The organism is Halolactibacillus sp. JCM 19043, assembly GCF_001310395.1.
Taxonomy (GTDB): Bacteria; Bacillota; Bacilli; order Bacillales; family Amphibacillaceae; genus Halolactibacillus; species Halolactibacillus miurensis.
The window spans coordinates 1-22,588 of sequence record NZ_BAXD01000012.1 but is presented as its reverse complement, the minus strand read 5'-3'; the positions used below and the strand labels follow the sequence as shown (position 1 = coordinate 22,588).

The 22,588-nt window shown below is 40.7% G+C and carries 20 protein-coding genes, 3 pseudogenes and 2 riboswitches; of the genes and pseudogenes, 7 read left to right on the top strand and 16 right to left on the bottom strand.

What is annotated here, in order from left to right; genetic code table 11:
* Positions 1-63: 63 nt before the first annotated feature.
* The 7 genes and pseudogenes from JCM19043_RS07665 to JCM19043_RS16395 all read right to left on the bottom strand — a co-directional run bounded on the left by JCM19043_RS07665 (position 64) and on the right by JCM19043_RS16395 (position 6,153).
* Positions 64-921, bottom strand: coding sequence for an aldose epimerase (locus tag JCM19043_RS07665; RefSeq protein WP_062321407.1), 858 nt, complete (start codon positions 919-921; stop codon positions 64-66).
* Between the two features lie 247 nt (positions 922-1,168).
* Positions 1,169-1,426 (bottom strand): PLP-dependent transferase, encoded by a 258-nt coding sequence (locus JCM19043_RS18785; RefSeq protein WP_369813822.1) that lies wholly within the window; start codon positions 1,424-1,426, stop codon positions 1,169-1,171.
* Complete coding sequence (locus JCM19043_RS07660) at positions 1,423-2,265, bottom strand: PLP-dependent transferase (protein ID WP_369813821.1); 843 nt, start codon at positions 2,263-2,265, stop codon at positions 1,423-1,425. Before JCM19043_RS07660 ends, JCM19043_RS18785 begins: the two co-directional genes overlap by 4 nt.
* A 107-nt stretch (positions 2,266-2,372) precedes the next feature.
* Positions 2,373-2,476: riboswitch (SAM riboswitch) on the bottom strand.
* 187 nt (positions 2,477-2,663) lie between these two features.
* Positions 2,664-4,195 (bottom strand): annotated as a pseudogene (locus JCM19043_RS07655) (AbgT family transporter).
* Positions 4,196-4,448: 253 nt separating this feature from the next.
* The gene (arsB, locus tag JCM19043_RS07650; protein ID WP_062321468.1) at positions 4,449-5,495 is read right to left on the bottom strand and encodes an ACR3 family arsenite efflux transporter; all 1,047 of its coding nucleotides are present in this window, start codon (positions 5,493-5,495) and stop codon (positions 4,449-4,451) included.
* 135 nt (positions 5,496-5,630) lie between these two features.
* Positions 5,631-5,849, bottom strand: a pseudogene (locus tag JCM19043_RS18180) (ArsR/SmtB family transcription factor); the annotation flags it as partial.
* Between the two features lie 142 nt (positions 5,850-5,991).
* Positions 5,992-6,153 carry a hypothetical protein gene (locus JCM19043_RS16395; RefSeq protein ID WP_156321364.1) on the bottom strand — a complete coding sequence of 54 codons (162 nt, stop codon included), beginning with the start codon at positions 6,151-6,153 and terminating at the stop codon, positions 5,992-5,994.
* A 45-nt stretch (positions 6,154-6,198) separates the two neighbouring features.
* On the opposite strand from JCM19043_RS16395, the gene JCM19043_RS07645 reads away from it, so the two are divergent.
* Complete coding sequence (locus JCM19043_RS07645; RefSeq protein ID WP_062321405.1) at positions 6,199-6,852, top strand: hemolysin III family protein; 654 nt, start codon at positions 6,199-6,201, stop codon at positions 6,850-6,852.
* Between the two features lie 78 nt (positions 6,853-6,930).
* Here JCM19043_RS07645 and JCM19043_RS07640 read toward each other — a convergent pair whose 3' ends face one another.
* A complete protein-coding gene (locus JCM19043_RS07640; RefSeq protein WP_062321403.1) occupies positions 6,931-8,055 on the bottom strand; it encodes a DEAD/DEAH box helicase in 1,125 nt (374 codons plus the stop codon).
* 248 nt (positions 8,056-8,303) lie between these two features.
* On the opposite strand from JCM19043_RS07640, the gene JCM19043_RS07635 reads away from it, so the two are divergent.
* Complete coding sequence (locus JCM19043_RS07635) at positions 8,304-9,899, top strand: glycoside hydrolase family 43 protein (protein ID WP_062321401.1); 1,596 nt, start codon at positions 8,304-8,306, stop codon at positions 9,897-9,899.
* A 133-nt stretch (positions 9,900-10,032) separates the two neighbouring features.
* Here JCM19043_RS07635 and JCM19043_RS07630 read toward each other — a convergent pair whose 3' ends face one another.
* The 4 genes from JCM19043_RS07630 to JCM19043_RS07620 are packed head-to-tail and all read right to left on the bottom strand — an operon-like array spanning position 10,033 to position 12,147.
* The gene (locus tag JCM19043_RS07630; RefSeq protein ID WP_062321399.1) at positions 10,033-10,734 is read right to left on the bottom strand and encodes a P-II family nitrogen regulator; all 702 of its coding nucleotides are present in this window, start codon (positions 10,732-10,734) and stop codon (positions 10,033-10,035) included.
* Positions 10,734-11,459, bottom strand: a complete 726-nt coding sequence (locus JCM19043_RS07625) for a DUF1538 domain-containing protein (RefSeq protein WP_062321397.1) — start codon at positions 11,457-11,459, stop codon at positions 10,734-10,736. Before JCM19043_RS07625 ends, JCM19043_RS07630 begins: the two co-directional genes overlap by 1 nt.
* Positions 11,456-11,605 (bottom strand): DUF1538 family protein, encoded by a 150-nt coding sequence (locus JCM19043_RS18780; RefSeq protein WP_369813820.1) that lies wholly within the window; start codon positions 11,603-11,605, stop codon positions 11,456-11,458. Before JCM19043_RS18780 ends, JCM19043_RS07625 begins: the two co-directional genes overlap by 4 nt.
* Before the next feature lie 26 nt (positions 11,606-11,631).
* Positions 11,632-12,147 carry a DUF1538 family protein gene (locus JCM19043_RS07620; RefSeq protein WP_369813819.1) on the bottom strand — a complete coding sequence of 172 codons (516 nt, stop codon included), beginning with the start codon at positions 12,145-12,147 and terminating at the stop codon, positions 11,632-11,634.
* 350 nt (positions 12,148-12,497) lie between these two features.
* Between JCM19043_RS07620 and JCM19043_RS07615 the strand changes: the two are divergent.
* A pseudogene (locus JCM19043_RS07615) lies at positions 12,498-14,152 on the top strand (PTS transporter subunit IIBC).
* Between the two features lie 3 nt (positions 14,153-14,155).
* Entirely contained in the window at positions 14,156-14,953 is a 798-nt protein-coding gene (locus JCM19043_RS07610; RefSeq protein ID WP_062321396.1) for an endonuclease/exonuclease/phosphatase family protein, read from the top strand.
* A 151-nt stretch (positions 14,954-15,104) separates the two neighbouring features.
* On the opposite strand, the gene JCM19043_RS16390 is transcribed toward JCM19043_RS07610, so the two are convergent.
* The 4 genes from JCM19043_RS16390 to JCM19043_RS07595 form a co-directional block, all read right to left on the bottom strand.
* Complete coding sequence (locus tag JCM19043_RS16390; RefSeq protein ID WP_156321363.1) at positions 15,105-15,275, bottom strand: hypothetical protein; 171 nt, start codon at positions 15,273-15,275, stop codon at positions 15,105-15,107.
* A gap of 50 nt (positions 15,276-15,325) precedes the next feature.
* Complete coding sequence (locus JCM19043_RS07605) at positions 15,326-16,378, bottom strand: ABC transporter substrate-binding protein (protein ID WP_062321394.1); 1,053 nt, start codon at positions 16,376-16,378, stop codon at positions 15,326-15,328.
* A 41-nt stretch (positions 16,379-16,419) separates the two neighbouring features.
* Positions 16,420-18,219: a sensor domain-containing diguanylate cyclase gene (locus JCM19043_RS07600; RefSeq protein WP_062321392.1), complete on the bottom strand. Its 1,800-nt coding sequence runs from the start codon at positions 18,217-18,219 to the stop codon at positions 16,420-16,422.
* A gap of 164 nt (positions 18,220-18,383) precedes the next feature.
* A riboswitch (cyclic di-GMP riboswitch) is annotated at positions 18,384-18,471 on the bottom strand.
* Positions 18,472-18,588: 117 nt separating this feature from the next.
* Positions 18,589-19,464, bottom strand: a complete 876-nt coding sequence (locus JCM19043_RS07595) for a RimK family alpha-L-glutamate ligase (protein WP_062321390.1) — start codon at positions 19,462-19,464, stop codon at positions 18,589-18,591.
* 171 nt (positions 19,465-19,635) lie between these two features.
* Between JCM19043_RS07595 and JCM19043_RS17510 the strand changes: the two genes are divergently transcribed.
* From JCM19043_RS17510 to JCM19043_RS07580, 3 genes are all read left to right on the top strand, one after another.
* Positions 19,636-20,742, top strand: a complete 1,107-nt coding sequence (locus JCM19043_RS17510; protein WP_062321388.1) for a methyl-accepting chemotaxis protein — start codon at positions 19,636-19,638, stop codon at positions 20,740-20,742.
* Positions 20,711-21,391, top strand: coding sequence for a methyl-accepting chemotaxis protein (locus JCM19043_RS17505; RefSeq protein ID WP_062321386.1), 681 nt, complete (start codon positions 20,711-20,713; stop codon positions 21,389-21,391). The genes JCM19043_RS17510 and JCM19043_RS17505 overlap by 32 nt, the downstream gene beginning before the upstream one ends.
* Positions 21,392-21,507: 116 nt before the next feature.
* Complete coding sequence (locus tag JCM19043_RS07580) at positions 21,508-22,512, top strand: Gfo/Idh/MocA family protein (protein ID WP_062321384.1); 1,005 nt, start codon at positions 21,508-21,510, stop codon at positions 22,510-22,512.
* The last annotated feature ends 76 nt before the right edge of the window (positions 22,513-22,588 follow it).

Here is a 22,588-nt window from a genome sequence, read left to right as displayed (position 1 = left end):
TAAAAAAAGAGAAAGAAAAAACGTACACATCCTGTCTAAGACACCATGTGTACGTTTTTAGTATTAAATAATTTGAAAGCTGACCCACGTATCGAACGTATCTCTAGCTGGTACTTTAATTAAATCTTCTTGTCTATTTAATTCACCATTTTTTCTCGTCCATGGTTCGACACAGACAAAGCGTTGGTCTTGTTCGGTCCACAGGACAGTATAATGAAACGGTTCGTCCATTTCCATATTAATCGACTGTTGGTCCACAGTTGCTTTAACTTGTGTATGGGTATTCTCTAAAAGTACCGCTTCTTTTAAATGTGTTAAATCGATTTGACCAGTAAAGGCTTTTTCTTCTTCATCGTTATAATCATAATACGTTTTAGTTGGAATATCTAAACCGACAACCTTTTTATCTGATTTAAAGTACGGGTGTAGACCCGGATAGATTGGCATCGGTGTATCGGATAAATTTTCATAAGATTGATGAATCAATAGCTGATCACCACGAAGTGTATAAGTAAAGATTACCTTAAAATCAAACGGATACACAGCTTTTGTACTTAAGCTACTTCTAAACAGAATAGAAATAAACGCATGTTCTTCATCGCTGTACGTCTCAAGTACTTCCCAGGGATGAATTCTTGCGAGTCCATGGTTTGGCATATCATACGTCTGATTGCCCCAATGATACTGCTTATCTTTTAGTTGACCAGAGATCGGGAATAACACGGGGATCCCCCCACGAACATTTTGTTTACGGTCAAATAACGTTGCTTCATTTAAGTATAACCGTTCTTCATTGTTTGTGCCGTAACCTGTAATGATACCGCCACGTTCTGGACAAACCGTAATCCAACTGTTGCCGGTTGGGTGCTTTAATTGATACATTGTAAACATGTCTTTCTCAAATCGCTCAATCGTATACATGAATAAATCGCCCCTCGCATTAATGAATTAAATGACTAAGTTGCTCTCTCTTTTTACACAACATTTACATTATAACAGACTATCTTAAAAAAATCGTTGTTTTCAGACAATTATTCTCCACTCAAGTGAAAATAATCACATAACCTTACTCCCTTTCTAATATAAAAGAAAATAACAGAAAATTAACAGCCCACATAAAAAAAGAAGGTCGTCTCATTGTTTAGAGACCACCTTCTTCTTCATTATATTATTTTAAAAGACGTATAGCTTGAGCCAAATCGTTCAACAAGTCATCGATATGCTCAGTCCCAACAGAAAGACGCAGTAACGTATCCGTGATGCCTCTTTCCTTGCGAACAGCGACTGGCATATCGGCATGTGTCTGGGTAAAAGGATAGGTCACAAAGCTTTCCACACCGCCTAGGCTTTCAGCAAAACTGATCAGTTGAAGTGATCGAAGAAACGGGCTAATATGAGCGGCCTTTTCTAATTCAAAACTAATCATTGCACCCGTTCCAGGTAATAGACCTGTTTAATAGAAGGATGCGCACGTAAATATTGCGCGAGTCGTTTAGCTGTTTCTACTTGACGGTCTAGTCTCAGTGGTAACGTCTTTAACCCGCGCATTAACAAATAACAATCAAACGGCGCTAACGTCCCACCACTCGCATTATGACTTTGAAATAATGACGCATAGACTTTTTCATCCTTCGCCACCACAAGCCCACTTAAACAATCATTATGCCCGGCTAAATATTTTGTTGCGCTGTGAATGACGATATCCGCTCCAAGCGTTAATGGCTTTAGTAAATATGGGGTTAAGAATGTGTTATCAACAATGAATAAGATATCTCGTTCTTTAAGCAAGTCCCCTAGCGCTTTGACATCCACTTGTTTCAACAATGGATTCGTCACCGATTCTACGAAGATGGCTTTGGTTTTATCGGTAATCGTATCCGTGAAGGCCTGTATATTGAGCGGATCGACGTATGTAAATTTCAATTGAAAGCGCGCTTCATAGTCTGAAAACAAACGATACGTCCCACCATATAAATCACTTGAGACAATCATCTCATCATTTGATTGAAATAGCGATAATACGAGTTGAATGGCTGCCATACCCGAAGACGTTGCACAACACCCCGCGCCTGATTCGATTGCCGCAAAGCCTTGTTCTAGCGTATCTCGGGTCGGGTTGTTTGTCCTTGTGTAATCAAATCCTGTTGATTCATGAAGATCATTATGTCGATAAGCTGTTGATAAGTGTACAGGATAAGTGACCGCGCCTGTACTCGGTTCTTGCTTGTTGCCGAGTTGTGAAAAATACGTGTCTAATTGATACATGCGATGCGCCTCCTTTAGTTTAATACTTCTTAAAAGTCGTTGCGTTTTTGACCTAAACAGTAAAAGCGCCCTCTTAACAGTTAAGAGAGCGCCTTAGGTCTTAATCGCTCTTATCTTTAGGTCTATGCCTTTTGGATTTAGCACCTTCCTCTAAATTAGAGAGGTTGCTGAGACATCACAGGCCAAATCCCTCCGTCTCTCTTGATAAGAAGTATGTAATTGTTTGAAAAATCCATATATGGTTTATACTATATGATAACGACTTTCTGATTAAAAAACAAGTACTATTCAGAAAATTCTTTAATCTAACGGATCAAAAAAACACCTCCAAAGCATTTGCCTTGGAGATGTCTCTATAAAAGCTCGCTTATTCAATGTGAAAGTATCAATATTACGAACTAGTTCATCATATAGCTAATCGGAGAACCTGGCCCAAGATCCCAGCTAAATAACATCCAAACAATAAGCATGAGCAACCAACCGAGTGTAAAGAAGATGGTGTATGGGAACATCGTTGAAATCAACGTTCCAATCCCCATTTTCTTATTATACTTTTGCATAATGACAATGATCATCGCAAAGTAAGGCATCAGCGGTGAAATAATATTACTGGTTGAATCGGCAATCCGGTAAGCCATTTGTGTGAGTTCAGGTGAGTAACCTTGTTGCATCATAATTGGCACAAATACCGGTGCATCATCGCCCATTTAGCAGAGGCTGAACCGATAAATAAGTTAATAAAGCCTGAAATAAGAATAAACAACAGAATTAGGACAATTCCACCTAATTTTACTGAATCTAAAAATTCAGCTCCAGCAACCCCAATAAGTAAACCTAAGTTTGATTCAGTAAAGTAACTAACAAACTGACCTGCGGTAAAGGCAAGCACGATAAACATGCCCATGGAAGCCATCGTATCTGACAGCTTATTCGCCATATCAGTATCAGTATTAATCACTTTCGTTACTTTTCCGTACACAAGACCTGGAATAAAGAACATAATCATAATGATTGGTACGAGTGATGACATAAAGGGTGATGAAATGACGCCACCGTCATCCGCACGTAATAAACCGTTAGCTGGTACGACGAGTAACCCAATCACAATGACCGTGATGAGTAGACTTAACCCACTATAACGTAAGCCTTTTTTCTCGAGTGCTGACAACTCCGTTAAATCATCCTTATTGACACTACCTTTAAACGTTCCTAAGCGTGGTTCAACAATCAGTTCTGTGACCAGCGCACCGACAATCGTAAGCAAGAACACAGAGGCAATGACAAAGTAATAGTTCATCGCTACGTTCATATTATCCGCATAAGCTGGATCAATAATTGCTGCTGCTGAAATTGTCATTTCCGCAAGCATCGGGTCAAGTGATGTTAGGAGTAAGTTTGCACTAAACCCGGCAGAGACACCCGCAAAAGCAGCGGCAATACCCGCAATCGGATGACGGCCAAGCGCGATAAAGATAACCGCACCAAGTGGAGGGAGCACAACATAACCTGCATCAGAGGCAAGTGATGACATAATCCCGGCAAATACTAATCCGGCTGTAATGAGTGACTTTGGAATTGATAAAACAAATCCTCGTAAAGCCGCTGAAATTAAGCCGCTACGCTCAGCAAGTCCAATCCCTAACATACTGGCAAGCACCACACCTAATGGCGCAAAGTTAATAAAGTTATCAACCATCGCTGTAAAGATATATTGGACACCCTCACGACTAAGAAGATTTTTGGCTTCAATCATTTCCCCAGGGTTCCCTGGATGTTCGACACTGACGCCTGTCGCCGCCACAATGGCTGATGCGACTAAAACAACGACTGACAAAATCGCAAACAAGGTTACCGGATGGGGCAAACGGTTACCAGTTGTTTCGATCATATCTAAAAATCGTTGAAACAGACCTTTTTTCTTTTCTGACATAAATAAAACGTCCCTTCAAAGCTGAATTAATATAATTTTTAGATAATTTGCGACATTTCTTTTTTATCGCAATAGTGTCCATTATAGCTATCTGTATCCGTTTTGAAAAGGCTATTTCCAATAGTTCTAATGTTAAAAAAGTTCTTTTTTTTTCTGACATTTCATTCTGTTTCATTTTCTATTATCTCGACTTTAACAGAAAAAAGTAGAGCCCCTCAAAAAACTACAAGGGCTCTACTTTTACCTATGTGAACTATGCGCGAAACCAGTGACGGGTGTTGTTCGCAATTTTCACTAGCATTAACATCACAGGGACTTCTACGATAATCCCAACGGTGACCGCGAGGGCGACTGGTGAAGTCACACCAAACAAACTGATCGCGACCGCAACGGAAAGCTCAAAGAAGTTTGAGGCGCCAATCATGCCCGCAGGGGCGGCAATATCATGGGTTAAGTTCAACTTCTTCGCTACAAAATAAGCTAAGAAAAAGATAAAGAATGTTTGAATAATAAGTGGGACGGCAATTAAGACAATATGTCCGTAGTTAGAAAGAATCGTCTCCCCTTGGAACATAAAGATTAAAATCAATGTCAACAATAATCCAATCGTGGTCGTATGTTTAAACTTAGCTAAAAAGGTCTCTTCAAAATACGTTTCTCCTTTTGTTTTGACCATATGTTGTCTCGTCAAAAGCCCACCAATCAAAGGAATAACAACGAATAATACAATCGATAAAATCAAAGTATCAAAAGGTACTTCAATACCAGAGACACCTAATAAAAGCGCAACGATTGGTGTATAAAGTAGTAACACAATTAAATCATTTGTTGCTACTTGAACAACCGTATAAGCTGGGTCACCTTTAGTTAAGTGACTCCAGACGAATACCATCGCCGTACATGGTGCCGCTCCTAAAATCACCGCACCCGCGACATATTCGCGTGCTAAATCCGCTGAAATAAATGGACTAAAAATAAAGTAAAAGAACACGTAACTAATCGCATACATCGTAAACGGTTTAACAAGCCAGTTAATGACCCACGTTAAATAGATCCCTTTACGGTCTTTGGAGATGCGTTTCACACTTTTAAAATTCACCTTCATCATCATCGGATAAATCATTAACCATATTAAAATCGCAATGGGAATGGAAATCTCAGCATAGGTTAAATCTTGCAAGTAGGTGGTGACATCCGGAAATAAGACACTGAGTAAGACACCAAACACCATACATAAGAGTACCCAAACAGTTAAATATCGTTCAAAAAAACTAATCCCTGACGTTTGTTCCTTTGTCATCTTGACTATTCTCCCTTTTATCGAACAGCATTCAATTCGTTTTCCGTCTTTGGTCAATTGAAGGAGTTTCTCATGTTGGGACGGTAAGGTCGATAACACACATTTAATTAATGGATATAGCTCGTGTTTTTCATTTAAATAGTAGAACACCCACTGTTGGCGTTTGTCTTCTTTCACAAGTCCGACATCCTTTAATTTACGTAAATGTTGACTAATTGCTGGTTGACTCATGCCAAAGAGTTCGACGAACTCACACACACAACAAGAATCACCCTCTAATAACTTCAACATCGTTAATCGTGTTTTATCGCCCATTAATTTAAGAATTATTGCTGCTTCCTCTATTGGTAACATATCACTCGCTCCTTCTATTCTTAGTATATAATCATTCACTTATATAATCAATTACTTATATTGAAATTTACATCATCTTTACAAACAAGACCTAATAACTGACGTGTTTTCGCCTCTTATTACAGTTCGTTCATCTATCATCCTAACGAGATCCTAAACCTATCTTAGCCGATAATGTTTTTCCTTGCATCTCTTTTGAATCAAACTCATAATAGTAAGAGAGAGGAATGAAGAAAAAGCGGAAATAATTAAAGTAATGAAAAAGAGAACGTTCAGTGATCAAACGGTTTTTTACTGTTTTCACTGGGACACACCTATCTTCAATCAACTATATTATGGAGGAATTTTTATGGTTACGAAACATCGTTTTAGTTTAGGGGAAGAAATCGCCAATGCGGTGAGTCACGGCGTTGGCGCCTTACTGTCGATTTCTGCACTCGTGTTACTCATCGTCTTTAGTTCATTAAACGGCAGCTGGGTTCATGTCGTTAGTTTTACGATTTACGGCGTAACGATGGTATTTTTATATACTTCGTCGACTTTGTTACATAGCTTACCGAACGGTCGAGCAAAAGATGTGTTTGAAATTCTTGATCACTCTTCGATCTACTTCTTTATCGCTGGCACGTATACGCCTTACTTACTTGTGGCGGTGAGAGGAGAAGTGGGGATGCGGCTATTTATCATCGTTTGGACCATCGCCATTTTAGGATCGATTTTCAAGATATTCTTTGTCCAACGTTTTGTCCTTGTCTCAACGTTGATTTACATTTTAATGGGCTGGTTAATCGTCTTTACTTGGTCAAGTTTAACCGCCAATATTGCGCCTGGCGGGATTGTGTTACTAGCGATTGGTGGGATTCTTTACACCTTTGGGGCTGTATTTTATATGTGGCGCTGGTTTAAGTATCATCATATGGTCTGGCATTTATTTGTGTTAGCCGGTACGATCGTTCATTTCTTCAGCGTTCTACTCTATGTCTTGCCTATTACACTTAGTTAAAAAAGAGTCACAGCCTCTCCTACAAGAACAGGGAGCTGTGACTTTTTTGTTTGTGATTAACTGTAACGTCAATGGAAATTATTTCTCTCGCTTTGTTAACTGCCCATGTGATAAGTGATATTCTGTTAACGTCAACTGTAAGGCGTTTGTTAATTTTTTCAGTGACTGATACTCACCCTTAGTCACCATCGATAATACTAAGCCGTCCGTGGAACCTAGACGACCCGTTCGACCGGCGCGGTGAACATATTGATCAACTTCACGCGGAAGGTCCATTTGAACAACTTCCGTTAAGTCATCAACATCTAGTCCGCGACTACTCACATCCGTTGTCAACATCAACTGGCAATCGCCTTGTTTAAAGCTTTTAATTGACTCTTTACGCAATTCTTTTGGTAAATCACTATGCAACATTAAACTGTCGACATGATGATACGTTAAACGCTCATAGGCTTTTTCAAGTGAAGCAATATCATTAAAGAAGACTAATGTCTTTTTCTTTTCCGCATGTATCAGCTTTCTTAAATAATCAAACTTATCTCGCTTCTCGCCGAGTAAGTATCCGTGTGTAACATCAGGTAATACAATGTCTTCACGTTTAATCGTGATTACTTCAGGCGTGTCCATCCACTCAGAGACAATGTGTTTCGCTTGATCACTAATAGTGGCTGAAAAACAAGCAATCTGACGGCTATTATCTGTGCTTTGAATAATACGGTCGAGGGCTTGTTGATGTTCAGGTATAACAAGTTGATCCACTTCATCAAGAATAATTGTCGATACTTTATGCATCTTTAATTTCTTTTGATTGATTAATTCAACCATTCTTCCCGGTGTCCCAACGACCAAATGCGGTTTCTTTTTTAATTTTTCTATTTGCCGTTTGACGTTGGCACCACCAATTAAAGCTTGCACGCGAATATCTGAGCCTTCTTTTAATTGTTGGATCCATTCAAAAATCTGCATCACAAGCTCATGACTGGATGCGATGATCACGGTCTGTAAATCAAGTGTGTCTGTCTCTAGTTGGTTGATTACCGGTAAAAGATACGCCAATGTTTTGCCGCTTCCGGTTGGGGCAGTGACAAACATGTCTTGTCTTGTCTCAAAGTAAGGCAAGACTTTTTCTTGAACGGGCATCAACGTATGAATCCCTTGTTTTGCGAGTGCGTCATGTATAAATGGTTGTAAAGTTAATGTCATGTGTATTAGCTCCTTATTCTTCTCATCGAATCATTGATCCATATTAAGATCTCAATCTATGCCCCAGTATATCACATCCTCGCCCTTTAAGTCGCCCTTCATTTCTGCCGGGTGACTAGCGCTTTTAATAGCCCTGTTAACGAACGCACAAACATTTACGAACAACTACTGATATTTTTATTATTTCGATTGAGTTATACGTATATCTAAGTGTATAATGAAAGAAAACGCTTACTTAAGGAGGCACTATGCGACGTTTTCTCTCTGCTTTACTTATAACGACTGTATTTCTGATTGTATTTCCCATCACAACTTTCGCCGACAACCCGGTGATTAAAGACCGGTTCTCTGCTGATCCAGCGGCGTTAGTCCATGACAACAAGATTTACTTATATACCGGGCACGATGAGGCTACTCCTAATGATTCTTTCTTTGTGCTAAAAGAATGGCTCATCTTTTCAAGTGATGACGGTAGTGATTGGACATATGAGTCAGCTCTTCCCCGCACAACTTTTGACTGGGCGATTCATCATTCTGCCTGGGCATCACAAGCTGTTGAAAAAGACGGGACGTTCTATTGGTATACGACCGTTCATAACTCTGGTCTTTCTGCCCCTGGCTATGCGATTGCTGTGGCTTCAAGCGACTCACCGACAACGGGCTTTACTGATGCCATTAACGGTCCGCTAGTTGATTCGTCGATGACGACAGCACCAGACTTTATGGGAGATGTTCCTTGGGACAATATTGACCCAACCGTATTTATTGATGATGACGGCCAAGCGTATATGTACTGGGGAAATACACACCTTTATTACGCCAAACTAAAAGACAACATGATTGAATTAGAGGGTGATATTGAACGCATGGAGATTCAAAATATGCCCGGAAACTTTACTGAAGGGCCGTTTCTTTTTAAACGTGATGCGCTATATTACCTAACTTTTGCATACAACTATCCAGAAGAACTTGCCTATGCTGTAAGTACCTCACCAAGTGGACCATGGTATTTCCAAGATAAAATCATGGATAAAATTCCAAATAGCGGTACGAGCCACCCCGCTGTTATCGAATTTGATGGGGCGTGGTATTTCATTTATCATACTGCCGCATTACCTGGAGGCGGTGAGTATCGCCGGTCTGTCGCGATGGAACCGTTACATTTTTACGACGACGGCGCGATAGCTAAAGTGACGTCAACGGCATCAGGAATAGACACCCATAGTCTGACCATCGCGCCCACTGACTCAGAACTCATGGTGCGACAAGTCACAAATGCTTTACGGTTAGCTGATGGAAACACACACCATGTTGATTATCGTTGGCATGAAACAACCGTTCTAACAGGTGAGACTCCTACCGTTTCTTATCAAATTGATAATAACCCAGGGGTCTATTTAACCATCAATGAAGACAACAACGTTCAGTTACAGCGCTATGACGGCTCAGATACTCTCGCCTTAGCTTCGAGTTTTATTAAATCTGAAACAACGAACGGGGTCATGTTACAACCCGCGAGTGACCCTCATCTTTACTTGTCCGTCAGTGATGAAAGGTTAACCTTTCTCCCACTAACGGATGACCCGTCAGTGACGCAACAATTTGTGATAGAAGCGCAATCCCCTATCATTCCAGAACAAAGAAAACCGTTAACGTTACCAGTGGAGAACGACTCGACAGATAAAAATGAAACAACTGTTGATTCAACTTTAACGACAGAAGAAAGTACAACGAGTGATCAACAAACAGACGAAGCCCCACTCACTCTAATACTGACTCTATTCGGTAGTTTAATCGTCCTTGTTTTCGTCTTTTACTACCGAAATAAGAAGCCAAAAGCATAAAAACACTTTATATTCATGACACCGCCAGTGAACCTAAAATAACAGTGACAGTATAATTTTTAAATGACATGAGACTAAAAAATAAAACAAATACAAACACCACCTTTAGATCATTCTAAGTGGGTGGTGTTTGTTAGTCATTCGTTTCAAGTAAAGCATGTAAACCGACGGTTTTTTCTGTTTCTAAGACGAAGGCAATCCCTTTACCAGGCTTATGGAGTTCACAATCTTGTTTAATGCCTGATAAAATTTCCATTGTTTTTTCTTTTTCTATGAGTGTTAAGACGATGTCTTTTTCTGGTTCGATTAACATATTAAATAGCTTGGTTTGTTCATGCACACCGGTACCACGTCCGCGTAAAATCGTCCCACCATCAGCACCATGTCTCTTGGTTGATTCAACGACATCCTCTGCGTCTCCACTATTAATAATGGTCACAATCAAATCATAACGTTTATCATCCAACATCGACTCATCTCCTCTTCTTCTACTACAGTCCGCAATTTCTTCACCACTGAGCATGGTAATGCCTAACACGTTCTTCACATCTATTGAAATGGTCACCCCACGGGTATTCTTCCCTAAATTCGCCTGTTGACCCAACAGTTCAAACACCTCGTTAAACATCGCTTCATCAACAATGGTTAATATCACTTCTCGCTCTCGGTGAGTGGGGATTCCAAAGATGCGTAGACGTTCATTCATCCGGTAACCTTCTGCTAAAAGAATCGTACTACCTGTCGCCCCAACGGCCCGGATTTTGCTGACAAGCTTTTTTGCTTCACCTTTTTTGACTATAGTCATAATTAATTTTTGATCATTGATTCGTTCCATCAAGACGCCTCCTTGCGACCGCTAGAATAGAGCTGTCCTAAAAACAAGACGGATAAGATTGGCGCTAAAGCTACTAGAGCGATCATACCAAATCCGTCAACAAGCGGATCACGACCTTCTGTGACCCCCGCAAGCCCAACAAATAAACTCAACATAAACGTAGAAATCATTGGGCCTGTCACAATACCACCGGAGTCAAAAGCAATGGCCGTGAATAGCTTTGAACTTTTCCGCGCGAGATAAAAGCTAATAAGGTAACCTGGTAAGACAAAGTACCAAATTGAAAAACCGACAAAAATTCTCACAATCGACAACATAATCGACAGACCGACACCGATTGAAATCGTTACTAACAATACTTTCTTTGGAATCGCTCCGGCTGTGATCCGTTCCACTTGTTTAATCAACACTTGTAAGGCTGGTTCAGCATACGCCGCAAAAAAGCCTAACACAAAACCGATGGGAATAAAAATATAGCGGTACCTTAAGCCACCAATCACTTCGCCCATCTGTTCCCCAATCGGTATAAAACCGACATTCACGCCTTGTAAGAACAGTGATAAGCCAATAAAGGTAAGGAAAAAGCCGACTAACACATCTCGTACTTTACGCCACTTCAGTCGTAAAAATAACACTTGAAAGATAAAAAAGAAAACGAGTAATGGTACTAACGCATACGTCACGTCTAATAATACACCTGAAAAGCCATCAAATAAACCATTCATCCGTAAATCACTCCCAACAATAACACCGCAATCACCGGTCCAACACTGGCGAGTGCAATCAAACCAAAACTTTCACTACTGTTAGCTTTTTTACTGAGGACACTCGTCACACCAACACCGAGTGATAAAATAAACGGTACCGCCATCGCTCCTGTTGTTGCGCCCCCTGCATCTAGGCAATTGGCACAAAGGAGGGTGGTGTCACTAAAGCGAGGATAAAAATCGCCATATAACCTGCCCCAAGTAACTTTAATAGCGATATGTTAAAAATCATTCTCAACAAACTTAACGCCACAAAAATACCGACGCCAAGCGATACAAATAATAGTAACACAACCCCTGGCACGTCACCACCAGAAACAAATTCTACTTGATTACTTAACACTTGCACCCCAGGTTCAGCAATCGTGACGACAAACCCGAGCAAAAAACCAAATCCGAGAATCAATGAAAGTTTCCCCGTTTTAGATAAGCTCTGCCCGACCATCTCACCGACTGGTGATAAGCCTACTTCAATGCCAAGTAAAAATAAATAGATGCCTACACTTGCGAGGATCGCGCCTAAAATAAAATCAATAAATACGTCCATCGGTAAGAAGACGACGGTAAACTGCAAGATCGTAATTAATAACGATAACGGCACAAATGATTTGAGTACATCGATGAATGTCTCTTTTAATGTTGTCATAACCTTCTCTCCTCTATCTATCGTTCATAAGACCAACATACTTTTAAATACCTTATTCCCTAATTAGTAAATATCAAACAATTAATGAAGCTTGTTAACTAATCATAGCACGTTGCGTCAAAAAAAGCTGAAAATAAGACTTTAAGCACTTATCAATTGTGCAAACGTTTTCTTCGTTATAATATATACAACACTAGTTTAATCATTGTTTTGTTTTATACATACAAGTGTTTACATGTTTTAAAAGAAAACACTTGCATAACCTTTTGCTATCCTTTAGAATACTAGTTATCGATTTGTGCAAACGCTAGCACAAAAAATAGATAAACTAACTAGCGGAGGGATTTATTATGAAAAAATTTGGTTCATTTGACTTCTGGCAAAAGCTAGGTAAAGTCTTATTAGTGGTTGTAGCTGTGATGCCAGCTGCAGGTATTATGATTTCATTAGGAAAAGTTGTGGCCATGGCCGGCGGTGATATCACATTACTCCTTTCAATCGGTCGTGTCATGGAAGAGATGGGTTGGGCCGTCATCGGTAACTTACATATTCTCTTTGCCGTGGCCATTGGTGGTTCGTGGGCAAAAGAGCGTGCCGGCGGTGCCTTTGCGGCACTTCTATCCTTCATTTTAATTAACCGGATCACAGGCGCTATTTTTGGCGTGAATGCCGGTATGGTCAATGACGGCGAAGCTGTCGTGAACTCTTTATTTGGTCGTGAACTTATCGTAAGCGATTACTTTACGATGGTCCTTGAAGCACCTGCTCTTAATATGGGTGTGTTTGTCGGTATTATTTCTGGTTTTATTGGGGCTATGGTGTTTAATAAATACTACAATTTCTCAAAATTACCGGCAGCATTAGCATTCTTTAACGGCAAGCGTTTCGTTCCATTTGTCGTCATTTTATGGTCTGTCATTGTAGCGGTTGTGATGTCTATTGTCTGGCCATTCATCCAAGGTGGGTTAAATAATTTTGGCGAATGGATTGCGGGCTCACGTGATAGTGCGCCATTTATCGCACCGTTTGTATTCGGTACACTCGAACGTCTCCTACTACCGTTTGGTTTACACCACATGTTGACGGTACCGATTAACTATACAGAACTCGGCGGCATCTACACAATTCTCACAGGCTCTAACGCTGGAGAAATTGTGGCCGGACAAGACCCACTTTGGTTAGCGTGGGTATCTGATTTAAATAACTTACGAGAAGCAGGTGACACAGCAGGTTATGATGCGTTACTCAACAGTATCACACCAGCACGCTTTAAAGTTGGTCAAATGATTCTATCCACATCCGCTCTGATTGCGGCAGCCGTTGCGATGTATAAAAATGTGGATGATGATAAGAAAACAAAATATAAATCGATGTTCTTATCTGCGGGACTCGCTGTTTTCTTAACCGGGGTAACAGAACCGATTGAATTTATGTTTATGTTTGCTGCCCCTGTTCTTTACGGGTATATGCGGTGATTGCCGGTCTAGCTTTTGCCTCTGCTGACCTGATAAACCTTCGGGTGCATACGTTTGGTAACATTGAATTCTTAACCCGTCTACCGATGAGTATTAATGCTGGTTTAGTCATGGACCTTGTGAACTTTGTGATTGTGAATATCATCTTCTTTATCGTAACGTATGTGATCTTTAACTTCATGATTAAGAAGTTCAAGATGCCGACACCTGGTCGTTTAGGTAACTACACCGATGACAACGGGGAACAAGCAGCCGCTAAAAGCGGAACGAACAGTCAAGAACGTGAGGGTTCTAGTGAAGTGAAACAAATTGTCAACCTATTAGGTGGGAAAGACAATATTGAAGACGTCGATGCCTGCATGACGCGGTTACGTGTCACGGTTAAAGACCGTGAGAAGGTTGGCACAGAAAAAGCTTGGAAACAAACCGGTGCGCTTGGTCTTGTTTTAAAAGATAATGGTGTTCAAGCGATTTACGGACCAAAAGCCGATGTGTTAAAATCTGAGGTACAAGATTACTTAGGAGATTAATTCATGCGGCTACTCACATTAAACACGCATAGTTATATCGAAGACAATCAACAAGAGAAACTGGATACGCTCATAAAAACTATCATCGCAAATAATTATGATGTCATTGCCTTACAGGAAGTCAATCAGTTAATAGATTCTCCTCCTGTTGGTGAGACAGTAATTCATGAAGATAACTTTGCGCGCGTGATCGCTGAGAAGTTACAAGCATACGGCCTCACTTATTCCTATCACTGGGCAATGGCGCATATTGGCTATGATCGATACGAAGAAGGGGTCGCCATCTTAACGAAACATCCGGTCATTGACACATCTGTTATAACGCTAACCGAGACGACAGATAAGACCTACTGGAAAACACGGGTGGCGATTAAACTGACGCTTGATTATCATGATCAGATGATTGACTGCCTCTCTACGCATCACGGATTTTGGGATGACCCAGACGAACCGTCACAACAACAGTTTGACCGGTTACTCACGCACATAGACGCGTCCCGACCTACTTTCATTCTTGGTGACTTTAATACCGAGGCTGCTGTAAGAAAGGAAGGGTATGACTATTTAATGAGTAAAGGGTTATATGATACGTATACACTGGCTCATGACAAAGATACCGGTATGACGGTACCAGGGGTGATTGATGGTTGGAAACATGCGTCAGGTAGTAAACGGATTGATTATATTTTTATGAATCAACCTTTCTCTGTGCCTGTCTCACATGTAATTTTTAATGACGATAATCAACCCATTGTATCCGATCATTTTGGAGTCGATGTGACGGTGTCGTTAGATATATAAACCTGAATTGTAAAGTCACATGCATAAAAATGAAGGCCACACCTTTTTTAAAGGTGTGGCCTTCATTTTTTGCTTAAATACGTTTAAACTTCGCTACTCAAATGGGTACAAAACGATGATGACTCCATTCATATGGAAGCTTCTCATTCACCTATTCACTAGCTTCACTGACAAAGTGGTCAATGAGAATTCGTTGATCCAACCTTATTTCTTCTTTTAACCGGTCATGTGTTTTATTAAATAGTAGTGGCGTCATTTCTACGCCTTTGTTGATATCAAACATCGTATTGTACCAATGACGTCTGGCATATAAGTCAAGCATTGAAGGGCGTCCTGTCATACTTTCGTTTAAATAATCCGTATAATAACTGGTCAAGTCTCTTGGTCTAGCATACGGTGACTTGATTCATTGAGTACTTGATAGTTTTGATCACGCGTCATCGCTTGAAGTAACTTAAAGGCCGTGTCTTGATAATGACTTTTCTCACTCATTAAGGCGACCATTGACCCTTCCCGGTCAATACCGTTTAGCCCCAGCGGTAGCTGTGTCATGCGCCACTTCCCTGCTTGTTCTGGCACCCAACGTTCTAAATGAGCGGTGCCATACGTCGGCATTTGGAACATAATTAATTGATCATTTTGTAGTAAGTATTGGCCGTGACTAGACCAAATCGAGCTCTCTGGTCTAATATCGGCTTGATAAAATAAAGACACAACATCAATCAATTGCTCAAATGATCCGGTATCAAACTGATAGACATAGTTGTGATCGAATGGATAATGCGTCCTTAACCCAAGTTGCAGTAACGCCTGATTGGATTCGAAGATGAACTTTTCTTGATCGACAAATGTACGGGCCATCGTAAAATAATTCGCTTTTGTTTCCATGTAGGTCGCTAACGCCTCAGGTTCACTTGGAAACCCGTTACTTTCTAACAAGTCGTGCCGGTAGTAGGTAACGTATGGAAAGTAAGTCAGCGGCACACCGTAACGCTCACCCTCTACATTAATGTAGCGGTCCATTAATGGACGCGGTAAGTCTTGATACAAACTATGTTCCGTAATAAGGTCATTAAAATCAACAAGCCCATCAATTTCAGAAAACAAACCAACGTATTCATCGGGAATAAAAAATAAATCAGGCGGACGTTTATACGTCAATGCTTCATAATAACGGTCTACGACTTCTGCCGGATTAATCACTTCTAGTTCAAGTTTCATATCCGTTTCGTTCTCAAAAAAGTAATCCATTGAACCGGTCAGTATATCTGCCGTTGTCCAGATGAGTAACGTCTCATCCTCCGCTGGCATTGCTAAAGGATTAGCTGAAACGCTTATGGGTTCGTAATCTGTTGGTTTTTGTTCACATGCGGCAAGGGTGATGGTTAATAAGATAAACAAAACAAGTCGACAACCTTTAGCCATGACCGATCCCTTCCCTTCTGCCTCCAAATATAAGCTGCGTTTTATTCTTTTCCTTTAGAAACCTTTTTATCTTCATACATCGATTGGTCTGCAATATGCAGCAGTTCTTCAAATGTTGAGCCATCTTCCGGCATTAAACTCAGACCAATACTTACACTCATCTGTTGTTCTTCTCCCGCAATATAAAACGTGGTGCTAAACGTCTTTTTTAACGTCTTTGTGAAAAAGGCGACATCTTCATGATGATCACGTTTTAAAATGGCGACGAATTCGTCACCCGCTAATCGGTAAAATCGAACGGGAAACTCTGTCTCTAAACTTTTCAGACGATCACCCACACGCTTTAACAGCGTATCTCCCTCTTTATGACCGTACCGGTCATTCACTGCTTTAAAATCATCCAGATCAAGGAAAAACAAGGCGAAACTATCCTCACGGTCAATTTTTTTCTCTAGTGTATGATAAAACAACCGGCGATTCGGTAAATCCGTAAGTGCATCGTGATGAGCGACATGATACAGCTCTTTCCTTGAGGCGTTGAGTTCTGACGTTTTTTCATTGAGTTCACGATTCGTATTCGTTAATTCTTTAAACATACGCCGCAGTTGTTTATCAACTTTTGCGAGACGCTCAGCTAATATTTTCACCTCTAATATGCGGGTCGATGGTATTTGGGTCGGATGTTCATGCATCATGCGACGTGGTATTTGATCGGCCATTCGAGTAATGCCTTCAATTTGATTTAATAAGACCCGTTCACTTAAAAGACCGATGACAAATGAAGTTAGAAAGACAATCAACATCAGGATATGATAATAATAAATCGCTTTCATTTGTTCAACAACAGCATCCGCCATACGAATGAAATAATAGGCGGGTCGGTTTAATACCGTCAACTCACTCACAACATAACCGTGATACCAATCCCTCGGTGTCATGCCTCTTCGACTAAGCCAAACATGACGATCGTCATTCGGTTGATATATGACCCCTTTAGACAACGTTTGATTAAACACATCGAATTGATCAGATAGAGATGAGCGAAGAAACACTTCACCACCGGTGTTTAATATGTACATATATTCTTCTCTTGTGCCAATGTGCCGATCAATCACTTCCGTTAAACGTCCCCGATCAATAGCCGAACCAATTTCTAGCCGCTGGATTTCTGTCTCGTCAAGACGGTTGATCTGTTCTGTCAGCACAGACTCCAAGGCCTCTGTCCGGTCATCAAAGGTCATCAACATTTGATGTTCTAAAGACATTGATTGGACAATGGTGATTAAGATGAGCGGGAGGATTGCAACAAGATTGACCCCCATAAAAATAAGTTCATTAAAGCGTACGGGTTCTCTTTTGATCGGTAATCGATTAAACAATGGTAACTGAGGAAGGATTAAAAATAACACATCCGTCAACAGACTGACAAATAGGAGCATTAACCAATATGATAATACTTCTACTTTATACAATAATTCTAAACTATTCGAGTCGACAAGTAGTTGGACAGCGACATAACTCGCACCGAAACCGATGAGCGTATACGCAATCGTCCAAGTAAATAAATTGCGACGGAAGCGCTCGTAAAGCACACCAATCACAAACACATGAACAACCATCATCAAATGAAAAATGATCGGGTCTCCCATGAAGATAAATAGGATGCTTAATAGACTTGTTAAGACAACAGCATACTGAAGCCGGCATAAACGTAGAGCTAAAATCGGTACGAAGAAATAAAGGGGGAGATACAGACTATAGGATACTTGAACATCCCATTGTCTTAGCACAATCCCTAATAACAACAGCAACATAAACTTCCACATGCCCGTCATTCGCATACTGCCCACCTCTTTTCCTATTAGTTTGCATCGCTTACGCGTTAATCTATTAGATTGGCTTGTTTCACTATACTTTTTGAAGTTTTAAATGACGTCTAAAGAACTTAACACCATTAAAAAAGCCGACCCAAAGAAAGGATCGACAAAACCGGTAATGAGACTATATCGGTAACCCAGCCGTCATGGTACAATATGCACCGAAGACCTGAAGCTTTGCGTCACTATTTTTCAATAGTTTTGCCTTTATCCTAGTCTTATCGTAACATAATGTACAAAAAAATCCACTATTTTTTGGTGTTTCTTAAGTATTATGTCGCAAAATTTGTCTTAACTTGTCACACCATTGTCATAATATAATCATCTTCCGCCTTAAACACGCGTGAGTATATGCGTGAGAATCCTTTCACTCACGTCTATCCCAGTCGCATGATAAATATTCTCTATATGCGCATTTGAGTTTACTTCACATACAACCGGTTGTTCATCTTGGTCAAATAATAAATCCACACCCGAAAAATCAAGTCCCAGTGCCTGTGTCGCTTCAATGGCTAGTCGTTTAAAGTCGTCTGGTACGTCTACAACAGACATCTTTCCGCCATTAGTGACATTCGCTCTAAAATCTGTATCTGACTGACGTAACATACTGGCAACGACCTCGTCACCTATCACATGAATTCTTATGTCACGTCCATGACTTGATTGGATATATTGTTGATACAGATGTGGCGTATGTTTTAATGCTTCGCTGTATTGCTTTAAAGCCGCCATTGTTTCAACTAAATACACCCCTTCCCCAAAGGAACCAAAACTTTTTTTCACGACCAGAGGAAATCCGAGTGTCTCTTTGACTCGGTCTAAGAACGCCTCTGGAAAAGATTGACCCGTTTGAAAAATGAGCGGCGCGACGATGGTTTTCGGTTGCCGAATGCCTTTAGTCGCAAGCACATGGTGCATCAAACCTTTATTGTCACACTGCTCAATCGCCTGACTCGTGTTAAAGATCGGTAGACCTAATGCTTCTAATTGTTTGGCGAGTAACACATCTTTATCTAGAAACAAGACAAAATCAATGTTTTCTAATTGAGTGAGCGACAGATGCGCCTCTCCTAGCAACACCATCACCTCATCGTTTCGTTTTAACGTGAGCTCGATGCCTTGTTTTTTTGCCTGTCTAAGATAACGGGTATGCACTTGTTGAAACTTCTCTGTCTTTAGACTACCATTATAAATTAACCACCCATTCATTTCGATCCATCCTTTCAATATTTAACTAAACTTGTGATATTCAAGGAAAAAGAGACTGAAAAATCTGATTTATTTTCACTTTTTCAAGTCAATGTTCTTCACATTTACGCTCCTGCTGACGACATATACAGTAAAGAGATAAAAAACTACATGCAGAAGGGGAAGACCATTATGTCACGTGTTAAACAAATTAAATTTTTATTACCTGCTTTTATGATGTTACTGCTTATTTTACCCGTCGCTATTTCTAGCTTTATTTCATATCAGAACACCGCCATTATTGAACGAGCGATTATTGAAAAAGAAGAAATGGCCCAGCTCGGTTCGCGGTTTGAGGATACTTTTACTGACTACGAGAATAAAATAGAAGCCTTCAGTAACCGTGAAGACTTTCAATTGGAGGCAACAGAGGGATCGGCTGATTCATCCATTGATCTGTCTAAGTTGCCACAAGTAAATGATCCAGCCTTAACGAGCTATTACCAACAAACACTCTCAGACTTAGCTAAAGGTGACGACTACATCGTCAACTTGTTTATCGGTTCAACTGACGGTGCCCTTTATCTCCACAGCATTCCAGATGCTGACCTGTCTGAGTATGACCCGCGAGAGACCGAATGGTACCAAACAGCCGTCGCTGAAAATGATACGATTTGGACAAGCCCTTATATCGATACGGCCACAAGCCGTTCCATCATTACCGTTGCCCGTCCCATTATACGTAATGGTGAAACCGTAGGTGTTGTTGGCCTTGATTTTGATATGGCTGAACTTGCCAGTCTCGTTCGGACCGAGATTTTAATCAGTTCTTTAATTACCGTCGCTGTTGCGATTGTCATTGGTCTTATTATTGTCTTTTATTTCGTGAGAAATATCAATCATAATTTAACGACTGTCTCAAAAGAAATGGATCAGCTCGCGCATGGCGTGATTACAGAAGAGGATGTTGACATAAAGGGCGACAATGAATTTAAACAACTGGCTGTTAGTGTCAATCAAATGAAACAACACACCCGAAAAATGTTACTGGATATAAAACGCGCGACCGATCAAGTCGCCAGTCAATCTAGCACCTTATCTCAAGCGTCAGAACAAGTGCGAGAAGGTAGTGAACAGATTGCCGCAACGATGGAAGAGCTCTCAAGTGGCAGTGAAACACAAGCTAATAGTGCCAGTGACTTAGCCATGACGATGGAACGATTTAATCAATACGTGATTAATGCGACACATGATGCCAGTGACATTGATGAACGCTCAACATGTGTTAACCTTGTCTAATGATGGCACGACAAAAGTACATGATTCGATCCGTCAGATGACACATATTGAAGCCATCGTCAAAGAAGCCGTTGATCAAGTTGAAGGCTTAGAAAGTAAAGCTTCAGAAATTGGATCGATTGTTGAAGTGATTCAAGCTATTTCAGAACAAACAAACCTCCTTGCCTTAAATGCCGCCATCGAAGCGGCGCGTGCTGGTGAAGAAGGTCGAGGGTTTGCGGTCGTTGCGAATGAAGTGAGAAAGCTAGCTGAACAAGTGGGGGCGTCTGTCACGGATATTACCTCAATCATTGAGGCGATTCAAAACGAATCAAAAAGTGTCGCAACTTCCCTTCATAAAGGATATGACGCCGTAGAACAAGGCTCTAGCCAAATGACCGATACCGGTCAGGCGTTTGATACGATTAAGCAATCGATTACCGACATGGTTGAGAATGTTCATCGAATTGTCAATGATTTATCAAAAATCAAATCAGAGACCGCGGATATGCAAAAGTCGGTCGATGATATCGCGGCCGTTTCTGAACAATCAGCCGCCGCCGTTGAAGAAACGCCGCTTCAGCCGAAGAAACAAGCAGTTCAATGGAAGAAGTTTCACGTAGTGCCGACGAGTTACGTCATCTTTCTAAAGAACTGGAAGAAGATGTGAACCACTTTAAACTATAAGCGGATAAACAACCATACAATGTCGTGTGGTTGTTTTATTTTCTTTAAAAAGGGAAAGGTGTATATGAGAAAGATTCTTACTAAAGGAGTGGATCATCTATGACACAAAAGGTCAGATGGGGAGTTTTAAGTACCGCAAGTATTGCGCAAAATCATGTGATTCCGGCATTTATGCGCGCAGAAAATGCAGAAGTTGTGGCGATTTCGAGTTTAAGCGGAAGAGCGGAAGAAGTTGCTGAGGCTTTAGGGATTGAAAAAGCCTATGATAGCTATCATGAAGTACTTGATGATGAGACGATTGATGCGGTCTATATTCCGTTACCAAACAGCCTGCATAAAGAATGGGCCATACGTGCCGCGTATAAGAAAAAGCATATCCTTGTTGAAAAGCCGATGGCTTTATCAAGTACTGACGTACTAGAAATTAAGCAAGCGTGTTTAGATAATGATGTCATGATCATGGAAGCTTTTATGTATATGTTACATCCACAACACCAACGCGTGAAAGCACTTATTGAAGAAGGCGCGATTGGTGAGGTCAAACATTTCGAATCAACCTTTACTTTCTATTTAGCCGACCGCGACAGTAATATCCGGATGGAAAAAGAATTAGGTGGCGGCAGTTTGTATGATGTTGGAAGTTACAACGTTCATGCGATGCGGTATATATTAAACGAAGAACCGATTTCCGTTAGAAGTGATGCGGTGATAGATGAAGCATCAGGCGTTGACTTAACAAGTGTCAGCTATTACACGTTCAAGTCAGGCGTGACCGCTTCTTTAACAAGTAGCTTCGATCACTTCCATCAAAACGCCTATAAAGTTATCGGTACCGAAGGGATGATTACGGTCCCATACGCCTATCGACCAGATAATCACGGGGGACTTGGTGAAGTTATTCTACAGACAAATACGTATACAAAAACAGAAACCTTTATGAATGACCTATATCGAGATGAAGCAGAACATATCTCGTATGCCATTTTAAACAATCAAGAGCCCATAAACACGCTGACAAACAGTTACCAAAATATGCGTGTCTTAGAATCAACAACCGCATCATTTACACATAACGAAACCGTTACGATTGATAATGATGAGTAACCTCATTCACTAAAGACAGATAGAAGCTTTTAATCATCTTAACCAACGAAAAAGCACCGGCCACTGGCGAGGCCAC